The organism is Micromonospora maris AB-18-032 (genome assembly GCF_000204155.1).
Taxonomy (GTDB): Bacteria; Actinomycetota; Actinomycetes; order Mycobacteriales; family Micromonosporaceae; genus Micromonospora; species Micromonospora gifhornensis.
The window spans coordinates 1,311,820-1,332,053 of record NC_015434.1; the positions used below are offsets into that span (position 1 = coordinate 1,311,820).

The following is a 20,234-nucleotide window of genomic DNA, read 5'->3' on the forward strand; positions in this document are numbered from 1 at the left end:
GTCCTGACAAGGAGAAGGTGTCTTGCTGCTAGATCCCGCCCCCCGGTACCAGGGCCACAGGTCGTACTCGTACCTGGAGCCGCACTCGGACTACCGGGTGTTCACGCTGGCCAAGGAAGTCGGTCGGGTGCCGGAGCACGACCTCGGACTGACCGACGCCCAGCGTGCGCGGGTGACCCGGCTGCTCACCGAGCACACCGCCATCTCGCTGCACGAGCACCCGGTGATCCTGCCCGAGGACGTCCGTGAGCTGCGTGCCTACAACCGGACCGCGCGCCAGCGCACCGGCTACGAGGGCCTGGCCCGCTCCGGCCTGACCGCCGTCTTCGACAACTTCATGGCCGGCGCCTCCTGCGTGACAAGCGAGAACGGTTGGAAGTGGAACGACCTCATCTACGCCCTCGGGATGCGGATGAGTGACCTCTACAAGCAGGACCACGTCTTCCTGGCCACCTCGCTGGCCGACATCCACGCGGCCAAGCGGGACGGTCGGCTGGCGCTGGTCGCCGGCCTGGAGTGCAGCAGCCCGATCGAGAACGAACTGGACCGCATCGACATCCTGTACGGCTTCGGCGTACGCCAGCTCGGCATCGCCTACAGCCAGGCGAACATGCTCGGCGGTGGGCTGTCCGAGAAGCACGACGGCGGGCTGACCCACTTCGGGCGGCGCGCGGTGGACCGGATGAACAAGCTCGGTATCGCCATCGACATCTCGCACTCCGGCGACCAGACCTGTCTGGACGTCATCGAGGCCAGTCGGGTGCCGGTGTTCATCACCCACGCCGGTGCCCGCGCGGTGTGGGACACCTCCCGGATGAAGCCGGACGAGGTGATCCGGGCCTGCGCCGAGCGCGGTGGCGTGATCGGCATCGAGGCCGCCCCGCACACCACGCTCTCCGAGGCGCACAAGCACCACTCGATCGAGTCGGTGATGGACCACTTCACGTACTGCGTCGACCTGGTCGGCATCGACCACGTCACGTTCGGTCCGGACACGATGTTCGGTGACCACGTCGGGGTGCACAACACCTACGCCGGCAACTACGCCCACGATGCCGGCAACCGGCCGGAACACCCGCGGGTGGAGTACGTGTCCGGCGTGGAGAACCCGGGCGAGGCATTCGGCAACATCGTCGGCTGGCTGGTCAAGCACGACTACTCCGACGACGAGATCGCCAAGGTGATCGGCGGCAACACGATCAGGGTGCTTGAGCAGGTCTGGTGACCTTCCGGCCGATCGGCCAGTGGGGCACCGACGAACTAAACTCCCTAGGCCGTCGACGGCGGGAACGATGAGGTGAGGGCGGATGGCTCGGCGCGAAACCGCGCTACAAGCGGCGCACGGCCGACTCCGGGAGCTGATCGGCAGTGAGTTCCGCTCGGGCGACAAGCTGCCCAACGAGCGGGACCTGGCCGAGCGGCTGGAGGTCAGCCGGGCCACCGTACGCGAGGTGCTCGGTCAGCTCGCGGCCGAGGGAGTGGTGACCCGTACCTGGGGGATCGGCACCTTCGTCCACGACGGCGCCGAGCGGGTGCCGGTGTCGATCAGCGACGTCACCGCGCTGCGGGACCGGATCACCGCCTCCGGCCACCGGCCGACCCTTCAGGACGCCGCAGTCAGCCGGGCCACCTGCCCGCCTGACTGCGCGAAGGTCCTGGGGTTGGCGCCGGAGGCGCCGGTGTGGCGGGTCGACCGACTCTTCGCCGTGGACGGCGTCCCCGCCGCCTGGATCCGTGACCACCTGCCGCTGAGCTTCGACGGCCGTGACCTCGACCCGTCCGGGCTGGTCAGCATCGACCTGGACATGTTCGAGTTCCTGGCCAGCGCCACCGGCATGCCGGTGTGCCGGGCCGAGATCGAACTCGCCGCCGTCCTCGCCGACGAGGAGTCGACGGCCCGGCTCGGCGTGGCGCTCGGGCATCCGTTGATCACCGCAACCCAGATCGGGTACGGCAGCAACGGCGCCGCCCTCTTCCACGGGCATTTCACGGTACGCACCGACGTGCTGACCCTGAAGCTCAGCCGAGGCGGGGACCCTCAGCCCACCCGGTGAGCATGCTGCTCCGACAAACGGCCCGACGCCCGGGGTACCGGTGATTGACCGGTACCCCGGGCGTCGGCTCGATGGGGGCGCAGCGGCTGGTTCAGCGCGGCAGGCTCAGGGGGCGGCGCTGGCCGAGACGTCCGGGTCGGTCGACTCGTCCTCGGTCGTCCCGTCGTCGGCGGTCTCGTCGTCTGCGGCTTCGTCCTCGGCCGGCTCGTACGGTAGGGCGCTGCCCTTGACGTACTGCTCCCAGCTGACGTTCCAGTCCGTCCAGCCGTTGCCGAGCTGGAGCTTGCGCTCGGTGCCCTTCACCACGATCGGGTCGCCGACCCTGGTGTTGTTGAACAGCCAGGCACCGTTGGCCATCGAGACGTTCACGCAGCCGTGCGAGACGTTCGTGGTGCCCTGCTGCCCCTCCGACCAGGGCGCGGCGTGGATGAACTCGCCACCCCAGGTCAGCCGCTGGGCGTAGTCGATCTTCGTGCGGTACCCGTCCTCCGGGCCCAACTCGTCGTACGTGTCGAAGACCGTCTTGCGCAGCTTCTCCATCACCACCATCGTGCCGCTGGACGACGGGGTGCTCTTCTTGCCCAGGCTCACCGGGATCGTCTTGATCGTCTCGCCGTCGCGGGTGACCACCATCCGCTTGGTGCTGTTGTCCACGGTCATGACCAGCTTCGGGCCGATCTTGATGTCGACGGTCAGGTCCGCCCGGCCGTACCAGCCGTCGCCCAGCGGCAGCCCACCGGCCTGCACCCGGTACGACACCTTGCTCCCGGCCTGCCAGAACTCCTTGGGCCGGTAGCGGACCTCGGTGGGGCTGACCCAGTGCCAGATGCCCTCCTGGGCCGGCGACGAGGTCACCGTCATCCGCCGCTGCACCTCGGGCCGGTACTTCTCCGGAATGGCCCGACCGAACTTCACGATCAGGGGCATGGCCACCCCGACGGTCTGGTCGTCACCGAGGAAGCTGGTGATCCGGACCTGCTTGCTCGGCTGCTTCATCACGGTGAACGCGCTGGTGGCGGTCACCGGAAGGCCGTCGTCCCCGGTCGCGGTGACGGTGGCGGTGTACGACTCGCCGTACGCCAACGCCTTCGCCGGCAGCCAACTCTTGCCGTCCTTGGCCAGGGCGCCCTTGACCTTCTTCCCGGCGGAGTCGGTCAACTCGACCGAGGTCTCCTCGGCCTGCTCGGTGGCGAAGGTGATGGCCGTGGCCGCCGGCACGTTCTTCGCGTCCGCAGCAGGCTCGCTGATGGTCACCGACGCCTTGGCGGCCGGCTGATCGGCACCGCCCTGCCAGCCCGGCGCATTGCCGTCGCCCTTACCGCCGCCGCCCGTGCAGGCGGAGGTCAGCGCCAACGCCACGGCGAGCATCCCCGCGGCGAGCACCCCCCGCCGCCGGTTGCGCTGGTCCCGAACTCGCATGGTGTCCTCACAGTCGTGGTCCGCTGCCCATCCACATCACAGACGCATCAGCTCACGTACCCGTTGCAGAGGGTGAACCGAAACACCTGAAATTGGATGTCCGGATAGTGACATATTCGGCCCGGTCACAAAGCCGGACCGGCACCACCGTCCGGCACCGGCAGCGCGCTGCCCTTGACGAACTCCGCCCAGCTCAGATCCCACGCCGTCCACCCGTTCCCGGCTGCCAACTTACGCTCGGTGCCGGTGATGGTGATCGGGTCGCCGATCTTCGTACGCTCGAAGAGCCACCTGGCGTTCGCCATGGAGACGTTCACGCAGCCGTGGGAGACATTCTGCCGCCCCTGCACGTGCTCCGACCAGGGCGCGGCGTGGATGTACTCGCCACCCCAGGTCAACCGCTGGGCGAACTGGATGTCGGTGACGTACCGGTTCTCCGGGTCGGGGTCGTCCATCGTGTCGAAGACCGTCGCCTCCTTCTTCTCCATCACCACCAGGGTGCCACTGGAGGAGGGCGTCTTCGTCTTGCCGAGGCTCACCGGCAGCGTCTTGATCAGCTTGCCGTTCTCGTACACCCGCATCTGCTTGTCGGAGTTCGTCACCTTCATCTCGAAGGCGGAGCCGATCTTGGCGGTGGCGGTCCGGTCGACGTTTCCGTACCGGCCGTTGCTCAGCGGGATACCGGCCAGCGCGATGCGTACGGAGATCTTCGTGCCCGGCTTCCAGAACTCGGGTGCCCGGTAGTACGCCTGGGTGCCGTTGCCCACCCAGTGCCAGGCACCCGGCTGCGGCGGATCAGTCTGCACGAACATCCGCTTCTGCACCTTCGCCCGGTCCTTCTTGGCGATGCCCGGGTGGAACTCCGCCACCACCGGCATCGCCACCCCGTACGTCCGGTCGTCGAACAGGTACAACCCGGAATTGATCACCGAGGCGGGCTTGGTCATCGTGGTGAAGGTGCTGGTGCCCTCGCTGACCGAGCCGTCCGGCTGGGTGGCGGTGACCGTGGCGGTGTAGGTGGTGGACCACTTCAACGGCGCCGACGGCACCCACGAGGAGCCGTCCGTCCGCAACTTGCCCTTGACCTTCTTGCCGTTGTCGGTGGTCAACGTCACCTGCGTGACCTTGCCCCCGTCCGGCAACTTGGCCCCGATCTCCGCGCTGACCGGACGGTCCTTCGCACCGTCGGCCGGGCTCACCGTCAACGGCGGCCCAGTTGTCGCCTCCGGGGTGCCCGGAGCCGACGAACCGGTCGCCGCCGGCTGCGTACCCTCCACGAACTGGGCCCCACTCGAATCGCTGCTGCAACCCGACAACGCCAGCGACGCCACCAGGCCCAGAACGCCCAGTAACGTCCCGGTCCGCGCGAACCTGCCCATCCCCACCCCTGTCTCACGCACCTGGCGGACATCGTGCCGTACCAGAGCCATCCGGCATCAGCCTGTCCCAAGTCTTGTGCGTGCTTGGTGCCGAATGTCCGCACAAGGTCGGCCGAAGGGATGACCCGGGTATCGGATTGGAACCCGGATCGCGGACCGTGCTAATGTCCTCCCCGTTGCCAACGAGCGCCGCTAGCTCAACTGGCAGAGCAGCGGACTCTTAATCCGCGGGTTCGGGGTTCGAGTCCCTGGCGGCGCACCACCTCTGATCAGGCCGCATAGCCAACTGGCTATGCGGCCTTGATCATGAGTGGGGCCCGGATGGGACCCCACCAGCGCGGATCGTCGGGTGGAAGACCTCCGACCGCTGCGACACGACCTGATCCTCGCCGCCGTCGATAACGGCGCTGGTGCAACAGCTGACGCTACGCCGTCCGGGGCTCGACATCGTGGGCGGCGCGCGCTGCGCGTGACAGTGGTGTTCATAGTCAGCCTCCTTTGTCCGGCGGAGCACCGAAATCGGCCCGCAGAGCGTGTGCTCTGCGGGCCGATCGCGTCGCCTTATCGGGAATAAGGCAGGGAAAGGCCCCTCTCGAACAACGGGGACCCGGGGTAGGGGCCTCGTCTGTGAGTCGGAACGGATAGCCGGTGACCATGGCTCGCAGCTCCGCCCAGGGTGACATTTCAAACTTCATTGACACCATTGCATGAAATCTGGCGATTCCGCCGGAAGGGTTGTGAACCCGCAGCCTTCCCGCCTTCGCTGCCGAGGAACCTGCCCCGCCTGCTGCGGGTCGAGGCGGAGTTCGGTCAAAGTGGCGGTGTTGCGGGTGCGCCGACAGCGTTGAGGCATTGACATTGATCACGCTGTCCGGCAAACTTTCCGCAGTCGCCTCGGTGCAGGCGCTGGACCCCTTGTTGCAAGTTTGTTTCCGAGTAGCAAACGTAGACGGGTCCGCGTCCCCTCAATGATGGAGGGGATTGCGTAGATCCTCGTAACAGTTTTGGGACGTCGATGGTTCCGTCGCACTGCCGGGGTTCTCGCGTGCCTGCGGGCGGATTTATGCCGCTCGTACGTCGCGGTGCCGACTCGTCTTCGAAGGCCGGGTGTGGTAATCGTGCCCAATACGGTCGATCCCGGCCCAGATCTGAGTCGGCTTGTTCGTTTTCCCATGGATCGGAGACCTAGTGCGCATCGCCTTTCTCACCACCACTCAGCATGGTCACCTCAACCCGTACATTCCGGTGGTCAATGCGCTCCAAGCCACCGGCAATGAGGTTGTGCTGCTGTTGTTGTCAGCGGACGGTGGCGCGCTCGGCGAACAGCGTCGCCAGGCCCTGGGTCCGGCGGAGGTCCACATGGTCGGGCAGGTCCAGATGGCGCCGTGGAGCGACGATCCGGCAAAGATCGGTCCGATGCTCGAATCGTCACCGCTGGCGGACCAGGTGGCTGATGCGCTGCGGGCGACGGCGCCGGACTTCGCGCTGCTCGATTCGCTGCCGGTATTGGCGGCGGCGATGGCCGGGGCGCAGGCGTCCGGTGTGCCGTACGGGATGATCTGGGCAAACCTAGGCGGAGTATGCCCAAAGGAACGTCGGCGAGGTCGCTGGCTGTACGACGAACAGGTTGGCGACTATCTGACCAGGCACGGGGTGTTGTGGTCGACCCGGACTCATTCGGCGCGCTCGCCGATTCTCAATCTGATGCCGACGATTCCCTCGCTCGTCGGGGATGAAGCGGTCACCGACGACGGTGTGCAACTGGTCGGGTTGCCGGGAGCGGCCGGAAAGCGCGGCGACGAGGTCGCCTTTCCCGGCCTGGAGGAGATCGACCCCGGTCGTCCGCTGGTGTTCGTCTCCTTCGGCACGATCTTCTTCCGGCGGCCCGACCTCCTCCGCACGGTGATCATGGGGGCGGTGAAGACCGGTGCACAGGTGATCGCCGCGGTGGGAGATCTCGCTGAGGAACTCGCGCTGCCCGCCGACGTGCTCACCGCCCCGTACGTGCCACAACGTGAGGTCCTTGCGCGCGCCGATGTGTTCATCACCCATGGCGGCTACAACTCGGTGGCGGAGTCGATCCGGGCGGCGACACCGATGCTGGTGATCCCGCTGGCGGTGGATCAGCCTATCCAGGCGTACTTCGTGGAAACCGCGGGCTTCGGGACGGCAATTGAGCCGGCCGACGTCACAGAACGGGCGGTCGCTGACGCGGTCACCGATCTGCTTGATCCTGGGCGGGACTGCCGGGCGCGGCTGCGCGCGGCGCAGCCCGAGTGCGGCGATTCCGCCGCGCGCACGGCGGAATTGGTTCTCAGCATGGGCGAGAAGCTACCGCGAAAGGGGGAGCAGTGACGATAGAACTACAGCGGACGGTGGGCGACCGGATCGTGTTCGATGATCTTGAGAATTTCTCATTCCGGGTCGACCACCGGGCCTACACCGACGAGGACGTGGCCGCACAGGAGATGACCAAGATCTTCGATCGCTGCTGGTTGTACGTCGGGCACGAGTCGGAGGTGCCCGCGCCGGGCTCCTACGTGTCACGAGACGTCGGAGGGCGCCCGGTGGTCATGGCGCGCGGCTCCGACGGGGTGATTCGAGTGTTCGCCAACAGCTGCCCGCACCGGGGGGCCCTGATCTGCTCGCAGCCAGCCGGGCAGGCCAGATCGTTCCGGTGCCCGTACCACGACTGGACATTCTCCAACCAGGGTGACCTGGTCGGAGTTCCGCTCCCGGACGGGTACGGTCCAGGCTTCCGCAAATCCGACTTCGGCCTGGCGCGGCACCGCAGCGACAGTTACCGGGGTTTCGTGTTCGCGACCTTCGATCCTGAGCAGCCACGCACCTTGACCGAGTATCTGGCGGGCGCGACGGAGTACCTCGATCTGATCGCCGACCAGTCCGAAGTGGGAATGGAGGTGATCCAAGGTGCGCAATTGCACGGGGCCCGGGCCAACTGGAAGCTCATGATGGAGAACAGCGTCGACATCTACCACTTCCGCGCCCTGCACAAGCGTTACGTCAGCTACATCGAGTCGCTCGGCACAATGGCACCGCGACGACGAGGCGGCTTCGCCCGCGCTCTCGGGCGGGGGCATGGCGCCAACGAGCTGGTACCGGCGGCAGCCCGACCGCTCGCCTACTGGACGCCGATGTTCCCCCCCGAGGTCAGGTCACGGATGGAGGCGACGGCCGCACGGTTCGTCGAACGGTTCGGCGCCGAACGCGCCCAACGGATCACCGGTGCCAATCGGGCGTTGATGATCTTCCCCAACCTGATGATCATCGACGCGATCGGGATCACCATCCGCAAGATCGACCCGGTCAGCGCCGGCCAGATGTCCATCACCTCGGTCGCGCTGGCCCCCAAGGACGAGGATCCGGACATCCGGGAACTGCGTAAGAGTCACTACCTGACCTTCCTCGGTCCCGCCGGTTTCGCCACCCCCGACGACATCGAGATCGTCGAGTCCTGTCAACGGGGCTACCTCAATCGCACGCTCCGCTTTTCGGACCTGTCACGCGGAATGGCCAAAGAGGTCCCCGAGACCACCGACGAGCTTCCCGCCCGCGAGTTCTGGCGGCAGTGGGACCGGCTGATGCACGACGGCGACGACGACCACGAGGAAGCTCAAGACGTCACTCAGCGGGCCGAGAGGCAAGGGGCGCAACGGCGATGACCACCGACACGATAAACACCGATCCGGCGGTCGACGAGACGGCCCAGCTGCGGTTGTGGCACCGGGTGAGCCAGTTCCTCTTCCGTGAGGCGCGACTGCTCGACGAGTGGCGCCTGCGCGAGTGGTACGACGAGATGCTGACCGACGACATCCGCTACCTGGTGCCGGCCACCGACGTCCGGGGCGAGTCGGCCACCGCGCTCGGGCTGATCGACGACAACGCCGCCCGGCTGCGCCAGCGGATCGAGCAACTCCTCAACGGCGAGGTGTGGTGCGAGAATCCCCTGTCGCGAACGAATCGGATGATCACCAACGTGGAGATCCTGGCTGATCGGGGCACGCACATCGAGGTGGCGGCGAATGTCGTCGTGTACCGGTTCGGACACGGGCGCTCTGACTCATACGTCGGAAAATATCGGCTCGAACTCGCCGTCGAGGGCGAGTCGTTCCGGGTCCGGAGACGTCTCGTGGTGCTCGACCACGAGAGTCTTCGCGAACACGGAAAGCTCAGCATCATCCTCTGAGATCTGACCGAGACACGGCCCTCCGCACAGCTCCGACGCAGGGGTGGGTCTGGTTCAGGCTGCCCCGCGCCGCTGCTCGCCGCCTTCGTGGCGTCGTAGGAATTCACCACTGTCCGGCAGGCCACCTGGCAACACGAAGGAGTGATCGATGAACCAGCCGCTTGCCCGACATGAGCGGGGTGAGGCCATGTTCAAGCACGTCTTCGGCCGCGAGCCCCGCCCAGGCTCCTACCCCGATTTCCTCCAGCTCACCATCGACCACTTGTTCGGTGAGATCTGGACCCGCCCGCACCTGAGCGTCGAGGAGCGCGAATTGATCGCGCTGACCGCGGTCACCCTGGCCCGGACCGACTGGGAGCTGCGTGGCCACATCGGCGCCGCCCTGCATCTGGGGATGTCACAAGAGAAGATCGTCGAAATCATCATCCAGCTCGCCTACTACGGGGGATGGCCGGTCGCCAACAACGGGCTGCGCATCGCCCAGGAGGTATTCGCCGAGCTCGCCACCGGCAAGGACGCCGACCATGACCAATGACCCTGCTGCCCTCGACCCCGCCGTCAAGGTCGATCTCTGGCGCCAGCGTTTCTTCGAGGCCCAGGCGGCGGCCGAAGAGTTCATTCTGGGCGTGCACGGCGATGAGGGCGTGTCCGCGTGGATCCAGGCGAACTCACGCATCACCGCGGACCTGCTGCAGTCGCAGCGACCCGCCGGAGAGTCAGCCACCGTGCACTTCATGAATCGGCTGCAGCGCCAACTGCTGCTTTACGACTCGGCGGTGACCAGCGAGCCCCAGCCTTCTGGCACCGTCCTGCGCAACGCGGAGTGCGGGATCCTGCGGTACCGCAAACAGGCCGCCGGTGCCGGCGTCAAACTGACTTACGCGTCACCATGCCCGTACTGTCAGGAACTCAACACGGCCATCGCCGCCCGCTACGTCGAATCGGACGTCACGGTGTCGTGCGAACAGGCAGGCGACGGATGCACCTGGCGCGCGGAATCCCGTCACGCCTCAGAGGGCGATGCGGCCGGGCCACCTGACCGCGGCGGAACCGTAGATTAACCAACAGTGGGGCGTCGGTCGTCGGCTGTCGGTTCGACATCGAACTTGCAAGAACGTGATGCGGGCTTCCCACGTCGGGAACCCGGTTTCTGCTCTGGAACGGAGACCGTCCGTCGATGAAGGCATCAGTGGTTGTGCCGACATTCAACTCGTTCGTGTTGCTGGACAGATGCCTTCGCACGTTCCGTGCACAGAATCTGGCTGTCTCCGATTCTCTCGAAGTGCTCGTCGTCGATGATGGATCGACCGACCCGACAGCAGAGACCGTGCGGCGTCACGTGTTGGCGGACTCCCGGTTCCGCTACCTGCATCTGCCTCGGTCTGCAACGTCGTCCAGAAGCGCCGCAAGAAATCGCGGTGCAGAAGAAGCGACCGGCGACATCCTGATCTTCGTCGATGGTGATCAACTGGTTCCGCCCACTTTTGTCGAACAGCATCTTCGGCGCTACCAAGGCATTTCCGCGAAGAAGGCCGTCATCGGCTTCAGAAAATATCTGCGGACTCCGGAGGCGTTCGACGACCGCTTCATGGAGTACGGCGGCGAGGAATTCCTCGGCGGCGTGATCAAGAGCGACATCAGGCTGGACCTGCTGAGTCGCCTGAGCGATATCGGCGGTGATGTGAAGACATCGTGGCATCTATTTTTCACCTGCAACGTCTCTGTTCCACGCGTCGACTTCACGCGCGTCGGTGGATTCAACGAGGAATTCCGGGGATGGGGCCTGGAGGATTCCGAGTTGGGGTACAGACTGGAGCGCTCCGGCACGCAGCTCGTCTTCGACGAAGATAGCTTCGCCTATCATCAAGGGCCGCCGCTGAGCCCCAACAAGACTGTCTACGAGGGCTGGCTGAAGAACCTGAGCCTATTCATCGCGCTACACGAGGGAGCTCCCGAGGTGATCCTGCAGGCCATGCTTGCGCCGATATTCAACCCTGCGGTCGGCGCCAACTGGGTCGCTCTCTACGAGCAGTTCGAAATGTGCGCAAGGTCCACCCCCACGGCCTCTCATGGGTCACCTGCCGAGGTTGAGGAAAGCGGATTTTCCGTTCCTGCCGCGTAGGCAGAGTTGGGGGACGGCACGCCCATATCTCCCTACCTCATTCACGGCCGCACGGGAGGCGCCTGGTGGTGACGACGCACGAAAGGTCTGTGTGGGCGGAACTTGTTCGCGGCCACAGATCGCGCCTCGACGGGCGAATGAGAATCCTGCACCTGGTGCCCAACGCCGGCTGGTCGCTGGTTTCGTCCGCCGTGATGATCCAGATCGCCGCGGGGATCCTGCCGGTCGCGTTCATCCTCGCCACCTCAGCCGTGGTCGCCCGAGTGCCGGACGCGGTAGCCGGCGGGCTCGGGTCGGCGGCCTGGAGCGATCTTCGGACCAACTTGATCCTCGCGGCGGCCGCGTTCTTCGGAGTGCAGCTGCTGCTGCCGGTACAGGAACTGCTCGGCAACCTGATCCGCCGTCGCCTCGACGATCTCGTCCGTGACCGGTTGATGGCGGCCTCCCAAGCGAGCGGCGGCGTGGCCGTGATGGAGGATCCGGAGCTGCTCGATCACGTCGCCGACGCCAAGGACCGGCTGCGGACCGAGATGTGGTCGCCTGGTGCCGCGGGTGCCGGTCAGATCGCGCTGATCTCGCGGTACCTGCAGACCGTTCTCGCTGCCGGGGTCACGTCGGTTGCCTTCGTGTGGTGGGCGGGGCCGGCTCTGCTCCTCGCGGCCCTGACGATCCGCTTCGGCTACCGGCTCGGCCTGTCGGTGTTCACCGAGGTCTTTCGCAGCACCGCCCGGCTGCGGCGCCGCAGCGAATATCTCCGCACCATGCTGCTCCAGCCCGCGGCGGCGAAGGAGTTGCGGGTCTTCGGCCTTCTACCTTGGTTGAAGCAGGAGTACACGACGGCCGCCATGGACGCCGTGCTCCCGGTCTGGCGGGCCCGACGCAGGCTGTTCTACGGCCCCTACATACTCTATGTTCTTGTCGCCTTCGTGCTGCTGGGCGCGCTGCTGACGGGAGCGGCTCAGGCAACGGCGTCCGGACTGCTCGGCTTGGGCGGGTTGATACTCGTATTCCAGGCGTCCCTGGCCGCCATGAGGATCGGCGGTTTCATCGCCGAGTCCGATGTGGCGACCGAGCAGGGCCTCAATGCCTACCGGTCGGTGGAGCGGATCGAGAGGATGAGCGAAGCCGACGCCCGCACCACCGAGAACGGCAGGGGCGATCCGGCGGGACTGCCCAGGACGCTGTTGCGATTCGACAAGGTGTCCTTCGCCTACCCGGGCGGGCTACCGGTGCTGAACGACCTCGACCTCACCATCGAGGCGGGCCGGTCGCTGGCGATCGTCGGCCTTAACGGCGCAGGCAAGACGACCCTGGTGAAACTGCTGGCCCGGCTCTACGAACCGACGGCCGGGACGATCACCGCTGACGGCGTCGACATTCGGACCTTCCCGGCCACGGCGTGGCAGCGCCGGGTTGCCGCCATCTTCCAGGACTTCACCCACTTCGAGCTGCCGGTGCGCGACAACGTCGCTTTCGGCGCGATCGAGTTGCTCGCCGAGCCGGAGCGTGCCGACAAGGTGGTCCGGGCCGCCCTGGAAAAGGCCGGCGCGGCGGATTTCGTCAACCAGCTCCCCCGCGGCCTGGAGACTCCACTGTCACGGCGATACGCCGGCGGCGCCGAACTGTCCGGTGGGCAGTGGCAGCGCATCGCGATCGCCCGTGCTCTGGTCGCCGTCGAGGGTGGCGCGAGCATTCTCGTCCTCGACGAGCCGACCGCCAACCTGGACGTGCGGTCGGAGGTGGCGTTCTTCGAGCGGTTCCTCGACCTCACCCGAGGAGTCACCAGCGTGGTCATCTCGCACCGGTTCTCCACGGTGCGCCGTGCCGACCGGATCGTCGTGTTGGAACACGGTCGCGTCGTCGAGGAGGGCACCCACGAAGAGCTGCTCGCCCTCGACGGCCGCTATGCGGAGCTGTTTCGGCTGCAGGCCGCGCGGTTCACCGAGGAAGAGGTGGAAGGCTGTGCATAGAGTCCTGCGCAGTGTCCGCGCGACGTTGGCGTCGGCGTGGCGGCTCAGCCCGGGAAGGCTGATCACCGCCGCCCTGTTGATGATGCTCGGCGCGGTGAGTGGACCCCTGCTGGCGCTCTTTCTGGGTGTGGCGGTCGATGCGGCCCTCGACCGGCGGACCGATGTCGCGGTCTGGACGGCGACGGCCGCCGCCGTGAGTATCCTGCTCAGCTTGACGATGGAGCACTTCGCCCACATCTTCTTCTTCGAGCTCGGTGATCTGCACAAGCAGGACACCGAACGCCAACTCGGCGACCTGGCGCACGGGCCGGTCGGACTGGCGCTGCACGAACGGGGGGACGCCGCGGATCGCTTCGAGCTGCTCCGACAGCAGTCGTGGACGCTGGGTCAGAGCGTGCAGACCGTCCTGACGATCGGGGTGCTGGTCACCCAGTTCACCCTGACCGCCGTGCTCCTCGCCCGCATCGAGCCGTGGCTGCTCCTGTTGCCGATCTTCGGTGTCCCCCCGTTGATCGCCGGGCGGCTGGCCGAGAAGCGGCTGGAACGTGCCGAACTCGTGACCGCCGAGTCGACCCGCATGAGCTGGCACCTGTTCGATCTGGCCCTCAGCTCGATCGCCGCCAAGGAGATTCGGCTCTTCGGGCTCGGCGGAGAGCTCCGCCGCCGCCATGGGACGGTCCGCCGCGAGGTGGACAGCCGATTGCGCCGGGCTGAATGTGCTGGCGCGGCCCTGCGGTTCACCGGTCAGCTGATCTTCGCGCTCGGATACATCGGCTCCATCGTCCTGGTCGTCCGCGCCGCCATCAGCGGCGAGCGCACCGTCGGCGACGTTGTCCTCGCCATCACGCTGGCCGTGCAAACCAACGCGCAGGCCGCCGGAGCCGTCGCGCTCGCCCAGGCGCTGCAACGCAACGCCCGCGCCATCGGCTGGTTGAGCTGGATCCGCGACGCCACGCCGTCGGAACCCGGTCCGCCGGCTGACCAGGCGCCGCCCGCCGTCCTCGCCGACGGCATCGAGCTGCGTGACGTCGCGTTCCGCTACCCGGGCACCGATACCGACGTGCTGCAAGGCCTCAGCCTGCGCATCCCTTCCGGCACGATCGTCGCCATCGTCGGCGACAACGGCTCCGGCAAGTCCACCCTGGTCAAGCTGCTCTGCCAGTTCTACCGGCCCACCGCGGGTGAGATCACCATCGATGGCGCCGACCTGCGGCGGCTCGACCCGCTGGAATGGCGCCGGCGGATCTCCGCCAGCTTCCAGGACTACCTCCGGCTGGAACTGCGGGCCAGAAGCAGTATCGGCCTCGGTGACCTGCCGCGACTCGATGCACCGGGCACGGTGGAGCGGGCAATCCGGCGTGCAGATGCTGAGGAGGTGATCGACCGGCTGCCGATCGGCCTGGAGACCTACCTTGGCAAGTCCTACGACAACGGCGCTGAACTGTCGGGCGGGCAGTGGCAGCGCATCGCGTTGAGCCGGTCGATGATGCGCGACGATCCGCTGCTGCTGTTGCTCGACGAGCCCGCCGCCGCCTTGGACCCGCTGACCGAGCACGCCTTGTTCGACCGGTACTCCGACGCGGCGCGTGACGTGGGGATCCGTACCGGCGGCGTCACCGTCTTCGTGTCACACCGGTTCTCGACCGTCCGGATGGCGGACTTGATCCTGGTCGTGTCGGACGGGCGGATCGCAGAGTCCGGCAGCCACGAAGAGCTTCTGGCGCTCAACGGGATGTACGCCGAGTTCTTCAGCCTGCAGGCGGCCGCGTATCGCTGATCACCAGGGCAATGAGCAGGGCCTGACCTGGTGGTTACCACCGGTCGGGCCTTTTCGCGTACGCGGGTTGGAACTTCCTCGCGGCAGGCGTCGGATCCGGGCCGAGTCGTTCGTAGAAGGGCGAGAGGTGAAGACGTCAGCCCGACCCGTGATGCTTCGTTGAGCCAGTGGGCCAGAGGTCACATCCTGTGGGTCCTACGTGCGCCGGAAGGCAGAGGTATGGCCCATCTGATCACTGTTGGAGGAGCGTCACATGACCGAAGTTCGCTACCGTGTCCGCCCGGCCGGGCCGCTCAACGGCACCGCCGTCGTCCAAGGCGCGAAGAACGCCGCCCTGCCCATGATCGGCGCCGCGCTGCTCGCCCGACGCGGTCAGACGGTGCTACGCAACGTCCCCGCGATCACCGACGTCCAGCGCGCGGTCGACCTCGCCCGGCTCCTCGGCGCCCACGTCGAGTACCACCCGAACGACCGACTGCTCGTCATCGACGCCACCGACATCACCAGCTCACGGCTGCGGGGGCGGATCGTGCTGCTCGCCGGCGCCCGGTCCCGGCCGGTGCTGCCGGCCGGGGCGCTCTACATGAACGACCGCAGCGTGATCGGCTTCGTCATCTCCCACGCCAGCACCGCCGAGCTGGCCGAGGCCGCCGCCGCGGTCAACCGGATGCTCGCCGCCGGGCGGCTCGCTCCGCGCGCAGTGGTGCCGCTGCCGCCGTCCCAGGTCGCCGAGGCGCACCGCATGATCGAGCAGGGCGAGCTGCGCGGACGGCGCGCCGTGATCACCGTGTGAACGTCCCCGAGCGGATACGCCTCCTGGCGGGCGGGCCCGACCAGCGGCCTGCTATCGTTTCTCCCCGTTGCCAACGAGCGCCGCTAGCTCAACTGGCAGAGCAGCGGACTCTTAATCCGCGGGTTCGGGGTTCGAGTCCCTGGCGGCGCACCAGCAGTAACACTCAGGGCCGGTCGATGAGACCGGCCCTGACCCGTTTCGGTGCCCCCTCAAGCCGTGCGGATCCAGCCGAGATGAGTGCATTCCCCATGGAGGCGTTGCCACCGTTCTGGTCACTCTTCGGCGTTCAGAGGAGGACGGTCCGACAGAGCCGCGCGGTATGCGCGTGCGGTCGTGGACGACGTGGCGGCCAACTCAGGACGGGCCGGCAACCAGACGGTCTGGATACCGAGTGTCTCGTTCATCGCTGCGAGCTGGTACTCGTGGTGAAAGTCTGCGGCCGTGCGTAAGCCGCGGACGATGACCGTCGCGCCGCGGCGCAGGCAGTAGGCGGTGGTCAGGCCGGTCCAGGTGTCCACCTCGACATTGCCCCACGCTGACGGCAGGGCCTCACGCACCTGTACGGCCCTGGTGGTGGCCTCGGCGGTGGGTCGCTTGTCGGCGTTCACCGCCAGCAACACGATGATCTGGTCGAACATCACCCGGGCGCGGGCCAGCAGATCGAGGTGCCCCGGAGTGAACGGATCGAAAGTACCGGGATAGACGGCCAGCGAACCGTGTTCCGGAACCACTCCACGATCCGGCGTAGCCGTCACCGTGACTCCAACCGCATGGCCACGATCCTTGCAGCTGTGCATGTGCCGTCCTGCTGCGGGCCTTCGCATCACCGCCGACCACTGCGGACATCCTGATCTATCGCAATCAGCGGGCCGAGGTGTCACGGACCAGTTGACGAAGTTGGGCTGCTGTCTCGAAGGCCATCGTCCAGGGAAAGGATCTCTGTCGTTCATTGCCGCTGCCGGGTGGGTGTGGTTCCCATTGATGGTCGGGGCCGAGAAGGACACGTACGCCTTCGTCGCGGAGGCTGGCTACGGCGTTCCGGAACGGTGCCCGCGCGGCGAGGGCGGCGTTGACGAACGGGACGATGACGGTCGGCACCTGCCTGCCGATCAGTTCGGCGACCGAGGTCATGGCGTAGTTGTCGGCGAGGCCGAGCGCGATCTTGTTGATTGAGTTGTACGTCGCGGGGGCGATGACCAGAGCATCGGTGCTGGGCAGGGACCGGCGCCCGCTGGGGGATGTCCGGTAGCTGGATCTCACCTCAGCACCGGTCAGCTCCTCGATCCCAGGCACGTCGATGAAGGCCATGGCGCTCGGAGTGGCGGTGACCGCGGCTGTCCAGGATTGCTGCTGCGCTGCCCTGACGAGGTGGGCCACGTCGGAAGCAGGGCCGGCACCGCAGACGACGATCTGGAGGTGACCGCTGGTCACAGCCGGATCCCAGCGCTCTGGGCGAAAGCGACAGCGGAGATCCGGGCCGAGCCGTTGGCACGCATGGCGAGGTCGCTGGCGATGCGCTGGACCGTCGGTCGGCAGCGGATCTCTTCGGGTGCCACCTCGTACGCGGTGCGCAGCGCGTTGAGGCCGTGCTCGTAACGTCCCCACTGGGTGTAGGCGCGTGCCACGTCGACGAACAGGGACGCCTTGCGCTCGGCCAGGGTCACCTTCTCCAACGCCACGGTGCGGGCGATCGCGATGGCTGTCCCGGCGTTGCCGAGGGTCAGGGCGATGTTGACCCGGTGCAGTTGGACGTTGGTGGCACCGAAGCCGGTCCACCGGTCGTTGCCGTCGTAGCCGAGGCGGGATGCCGCGCGGGTTGCCTCATCGAGCATCGTGTGCGCGGTGTCCCGGTCGTCGCGGCGGGCGGCGGCGATGGCTCCGCGCAGGACGAGGGCACCGTAGACAGCCACCGCATCGCTCGACGCTAAACGGGTGTCCCGGTCGAGCGACTGGGCCGCGTTTCCGGCGAGGGTCACCGCTTGGGCGTCGTGGCTGTTGCCCATGAGCGCATGGGTCATGATCCGAGCGCTTGCGGCGATCGCCACCGGGTCCTCGCTCAGAGCAGCGGCCCGAGCACTTCGTTCGGCCGCTATCAGGGCCATCCCCCGATCGCCCACCTTGAGCAGGACACTGCCGACGACGTGGTACAGGTCGGCAGCCAGAGTCTCGACCCGTTGCCGCCGCTCGCCCTCCGTGCTGGACCTGACCGGTTCGAGACTGGGCAGCAGCGTCACGAGCCGGTCGAGTACGCGCTCGTAGCGGCATGCCTGGTAGTCGACCTTGACAGCAGCGACGGCTCGGGTGAGGTGTGGGATAGACAGTGCCGCACTGTCCGAGGTCGTGGGCGTGAACAGCGCGTCGAGTAGCGGCGCGACGTTGGGGGTGGCGGCGATGCCGATCGCCGCTCCGCGTAGGAGATCCCTGCGTCGCACGTCACCATCCGAGCCCGAGTCGCCATCACCGTCAGCGCCAGTATCCGCCTGGATATCAGCAGGCGGCCCGGCTGCATCTGCGGCTGCACCGCTGGTGCCTTTCGCGCGCAGGGCCTCGAAACGTTCCCGGACCTCAGGCGTCGCTCGGGACAGCACGGTGTCCAGCGCGGCCTGCATGTCCGCACGGGGGAGGACCTTGTCACCCCGGCTGCTCCATTTGGCGACGGTCCGTCGCGCCGCGCCGACGTGCTCAGCGAAGGCGGTCACGCTCATCCGCAACGCATTCCGCAGCGCATTCGCGTCCTGGCCGGTCCAGGTCGTCACCGTAGCCATCACACGTCCTTCCGGAACGGACAGTCACCGGTGGAGGTGATGGTAGCCGTACATGGGGTGACGGCTGGTGCACCGTCGGTGCACCGGCAGGACATTCCGTCCTTCCACCGCTCAGGACAACCTGGATGTGCCGACGCGCCGACCCCCAGCGGCGCGTCGGCAGGCCAGCGGCAATGTCACGCCAGGGAGATCGAGATGGACACGCCTCACGGCGGCAGGTCGGAATGCGACCCGACGCACCGGCAAGTGCTCGCGCCGGGCGGTCCGTCGACCGTACGGGTGATCCCTCGTTCGCGTACCGCCATCGGGGCTGCGAGGGCGGGTGGCCGGCGGTCTGTTCCCTGCTGCTGGCCGGCGGCGGTGGGCTTGTCGGCGTGCCGGCAGGCCCACCGCAGGCCGAAGCCAGCGCGCGCCGGGAGGCGGCCATGACGGTGTATGTATCGCGGTACGCCGCGACCGGCGAGCTGACGTCAGACGCCGAAGATGGCCTTTCGGCGTCGACCCGGCCGGACCCGGACGACCCGCCACTGCTGACGCACGTTTGGCGGGTCGTGTTCGAGCGGCCGGCGCGGCAGAACGACGCCGATGAGCGGTGACGGCATGCCTGCTGTCGAAGCCGGCCGGTCCGGGCCCGATTCCTTGGGGCATCTGCCGATGCGTCCGCTCTGGCTGTGCCGGACGTGCGGTCAACCCTGGCCCTGTGGACGGGCGAAACTCAACCTCCTGGCCAGCTACCGGGACAGCTCGCTCAGTCTTTTCCTCTACCTGGCCGGTCTGCTGCACGAGGCAATCGACGACCTGCACCGCCTCGATCCGCGCTCCACCGGCGATGTCAGGGACCTGTTCGAGCGGTTCCTCGGTTGGCCGGCCCGGAAGGCCGCCCGTCGCTCGGTCGAGGCCGACGAATCAGCCTCGGAGAAACCTGAGGATTCGCAGTAGCGGAATCATCGTCAATCGCATCGACGCTGTCGGTGTGCAGAGAGCGGGGGTGTCGGGCTCGATCGCGCCGGGATGTTGGTCGATGTTGCTGTGCCCCGATCCCGTTTGGTTTAGGTGTCTGCGGAGTCGTTGTCAGCCTCGGTAGGGGCGGCGTCGTTCTCGTCCGTCGTTTCCGAGTTGTCGGTGGCCTGTTCCATCGCGTACGCGCACAGTTCCTCGAAGGAGACGTTGTTCTCCAGCGCGATCGTGAACAGCGTCGCGAACGCGTCCATCACCTCTGTCGGTACCGATCCGCCGCGTACGCGTTGCAACCAGGCGGATTGTTGTTCCATCGGGTGGGTGCCGACTGCCGGCTCGCCGACGTAGAGGGGAAATGACGCGCGTGCTGTCCCGAACTGGCAGTCGATCATGAAGGATCTCACCGGGCTGACCCTCCGTCCGCTCGGACGTCGACCTCGCCGATGGTGCCGGTGTTCGCGATGTTGATGCCGCCGGTGTTGTGCTGCTCGATCGTGCCGGTCTGCGGGAGTGGCACATCGGACTCATCGGTGCGCAAAGGCGCATCCGGTTCGGCGGGAGGTGCTGGTTTCGGGTCGACGGGTGTCTGCTGTCGGGTACGCGTCACGGCGATCGCGGCGCTGACCACGGTGATCACGAACGCTCCCAGGCCGGCCCACCAGCTTGCGCGTTCGAGCCCCTCGTCGACCAGGAAGATCACGCCGATGGCCAGCAGGACAGCACCCGCCAGCACATAGACGGTGACCCAACCGACGGCTCGTCGACTACCCCACATGTCTCCATCGTGGCCT

At 67.1% G+C, this 20,234-nt stretch carries 20 protein-coding genes and 2 tRNA genes; 15 read left to right on the forward strand and 7 right to left on the reverse strand.

Features of this window, described 5'->3' with window-relative positions; genetic code table 11:
* Nucleotides 1–22 precede the first annotated feature (22 nt).
* Together VAB18032_RS06050 and VAB18032_RS06055 are read left to right on the forward strand one after the other, a co-directional pair.
* Nucleotides 23–1,225, forward strand: a complete 1,203-nt coding sequence (locus VAB18032_RS06050) for a dipeptidase (protein ID WP_013731910.1) — start codon at nt 23–25, stop codon at nt 1,223–1,225.
* An 82-nt stretch (nt 1,226–1,307) separates the two neighbouring features.
* Entirely contained in the window at nt 1,308–2,054 is a 747-nt protein-coding gene (locus VAB18032_RS06055; protein WP_013731911.1) for a GntR family transcriptional regulator, read from the forward strand.
* 105 nt (nt 2,055–2,159) lie between these two features.
* On the opposite strand, the gene VAB18032_RS06060 is transcribed toward VAB18032_RS06055, so the two are convergent.
* The gene (locus VAB18032_RS06060) at nt 2,160–3,473 is read right to left on the reverse strand and encodes a L,D-transpeptidase (protein WP_013731912.1); all 1,314 of its coding nucleotides are present in this window, start codon (nt 3,471–3,473) and stop codon (nt 2,160–2,162) included.
* A gap of 125 nt (nt 3,474–3,598) precedes the next feature.
* A complete protein-coding gene (locus VAB18032_RS06065; RefSeq protein WP_043719807.1) occupies nt 3,599–4,852 on the reverse strand; it encodes a L,D-transpeptidase in 1,254 nt (417 codons plus the stop codon).
* A gap of 186 nt (nt 4,853–5,038) precedes the next feature.
* On the opposite strand from VAB18032_RS06065, the gene VAB18032_RS06070 reads away from it, so the two are divergent.
* The 11 genes from VAB18032_RS06070 (at nt 5,039) to VAB18032_RS06120 (ending at nt 15,874) form a co-directional block, all read left to right on the forward strand.
* Nucleotides 5,039–5,114, forward strand: a tRNA-Lys gene (locus tag VAB18032_RS06070).
* A 926-nt stretch (nt 5,115–6,040) separates the two neighbouring features.
* A complete protein-coding gene (locus tag VAB18032_RS06075; RefSeq protein ID WP_013731914.1) occupies nt 6,041–7,207 on the forward strand; it encodes a nucleotide disphospho-sugar-binding domain-containing protein in 1,167 nt (388 codons plus the stop codon).
* Nucleotides 7,204–8,535, forward strand: a complete 1,332-nt coding sequence (locus VAB18032_RS06080) for an aromatic ring-hydroxylating oxygenase subunit alpha (protein ID WP_232510679.1) — start codon at nt 7,204–7,206, stop codon at nt 8,533–8,535. Before VAB18032_RS06075 ends, VAB18032_RS06080 begins: the two co-directional genes overlap by 4 nt.
* Nucleotides 8,532–9,059, forward strand: coding sequence for an aromatic-ring-hydroxylating dioxygenase subunit beta (locus VAB18032_RS06085; protein ID WP_013731916.1), 528 nt, complete (start codon nt 8,532–8,534; stop codon nt 9,057–9,059). Before VAB18032_RS06080 ends, VAB18032_RS06085 begins: the two co-directional genes overlap by 4 nt.
* A gap of 148 nt (nt 9,060–9,207) precedes the next feature.
* On the forward strand, nt 9,208–9,594 hold the full coding sequence (locus VAB18032_RS30530) for a carboxymuconolactone decarboxylase family protein (RefSeq protein WP_013731917.1): 387 nt from the start codon (nt 9,208–9,210) through the stop codon (nt 9,592–9,594).
* Nucleotides 9,584–10,120, forward strand: a complete 537-nt coding sequence (locus VAB18032_RS06095; RefSeq protein WP_013731918.1) for a hypothetical protein — start codon at nt 9,584–9,586, stop codon at nt 10,118–10,120. Before VAB18032_RS30530 ends, VAB18032_RS06095 begins: the two co-directional genes overlap by 11 nt.
* Nucleotides 10,121–10,236: 116 nt before the next feature.
* Nucleotides 10,237–11,181 carry a glycosyltransferase family 2 protein gene (locus tag VAB18032_RS06100; RefSeq protein ID WP_081476036.1) on the forward strand — a complete coding sequence of 315 codons (945 nt, stop codon included), beginning with the start codon at nt 10,237–10,239 and terminating at the stop codon, nt 11,179–11,181.
* A 137-nt stretch (nt 11,182–11,318) separates the two neighbouring features.
* Nucleotides 11,319–13,151 carry an ABC transporter ATP-binding protein gene (locus VAB18032_RS06105; RefSeq protein WP_013731920.1) on the forward strand — a complete coding sequence of 611 codons (1,833 nt, stop codon included), beginning with the start codon at nt 11,319–11,321 and terminating at the stop codon, nt 13,149–13,151.
* Nucleotides 13,087–14,928 carry an ABC transporter ATP-binding protein gene (locus VAB18032_RS06110; protein WP_081476037.1) on the forward strand — a complete coding sequence of 614 codons (1,842 nt, stop codon included), beginning with the start codon at nt 13,087–13,089 and terminating at the stop codon, nt 14,926–14,928. Before VAB18032_RS06105 ends, VAB18032_RS06110 begins: the two co-directional genes overlap by 65 nt.
* A 253-nt stretch (nt 14,929–15,181) precedes the next feature.
* The gene (locus tag VAB18032_RS32755) at nt 15,182–15,721 is read left to right on the forward strand and encodes a UDP-N-acetylglucosamine 1-carboxyvinyltransferase (RefSeq protein ID WP_013731922.1); all 540 of its coding nucleotides are present in this window, start codon (nt 15,182–15,184) and stop codon (nt 15,719–15,721) included.
* Between the two features lie 77 nt (nt 15,722–15,798).
* Nucleotides 15,799–15,874, forward strand: a tRNA-Lys gene (locus VAB18032_RS06120).
* A gap of 119 nt (nt 15,875–15,993) precedes the next feature.
* On the opposite strand, the gene coaD is transcribed toward VAB18032_RS06120, so the two are convergent.
* The 3 genes from coaD to VAB18032_RS06135 all read right to left on the reverse strand — a co-directional run bounded on the left by coaD (nt 15,994) and on the right by VAB18032_RS06135 (nt 18,486).
* Entirely contained in the window at nt 15,994–16,518 is a 525-nt protein-coding gene (coaD, locus tag VAB18032_RS06125; protein WP_232510682.1) for a pantetheine-phosphate adenylyltransferase, read from the reverse strand.
* Between the two features lie 64 nt (nt 16,519–16,582).
* Complete coding sequence (locus tag VAB18032_RS06130) at nt 16,583–17,152, reverse strand: flavoprotein (RefSeq protein ID WP_013731924.1); 570 nt, start codon at nt 17,150–17,152, stop codon at nt 16,583–16,585.
* The gene (locus VAB18032_RS06135; protein WP_013731925.1) at nt 17,149–18,486 is read right to left on the reverse strand and encodes a hypothetical protein; all 1,338 of its coding nucleotides are present in this window, start codon (nt 18,484–18,486) and stop codon (nt 17,149–17,151) included. The genes VAB18032_RS06130 and VAB18032_RS06135 overlap by 4 nt, the downstream gene beginning before the upstream one ends.
* Before the next feature lie 425 nt (nt 18,487–18,911).
* Between VAB18032_RS06135 and amcA the strand changes: the two genes are divergently transcribed.
* Both amcA and VAB18032_RS06145 read left to right on the forward strand, forming a co-directional pair.
* On the forward strand, nt 18,912–19,082 hold the full coding sequence (gene amcA / locus VAB18032_RS33315; RefSeq protein WP_332416482.1) for a multiple cyclophane-containing RiPP AmcA: 171 nt from the start codon (nt 18,912–18,914) through the stop codon (nt 19,080–19,082).
* A gap of 4 nt (nt 19,083–19,086) precedes the next feature.
* Complete coding sequence (locus tag VAB18032_RS06145) at nt 19,087–19,425, forward strand: hypothetical protein (protein WP_086011317.1); 339 nt, start codon at nt 19,087–19,089, stop codon at nt 19,423–19,425.
* Between the two features lie 110 nt (nt 19,426–19,535).
* Here the strand turns inward: VAB18032_RS06145 and VAB18032_RS06150 are convergent, their stop codons facing one another.
* Both VAB18032_RS06150 and VAB18032_RS06155 read right to left on the reverse strand, forming a co-directional pair.
* On the reverse strand, nt 19,536–19,847 hold the full coding sequence (locus tag VAB18032_RS06150) for a DUF2610 domain-containing protein (protein ID WP_050814553.1): 312 nt from the start codon (nt 19,845–19,847) through the stop codon (nt 19,536–19,538).
* Nucleotides 19,844–20,218 carry a hypothetical protein gene (locus VAB18032_RS06155; protein WP_013731929.1) on the reverse strand — a complete coding sequence of 125 codons (375 nt, stop codon included), beginning with the start codon at nt 20,216–20,218 and terminating at the stop codon, nt 19,844–19,846. The genes VAB18032_RS06150 and VAB18032_RS06155 overlap by 4 nt, the downstream gene beginning before the upstream one ends.
* Nucleotides 20,219–20,234: the final 16 nt, after the last annotated feature.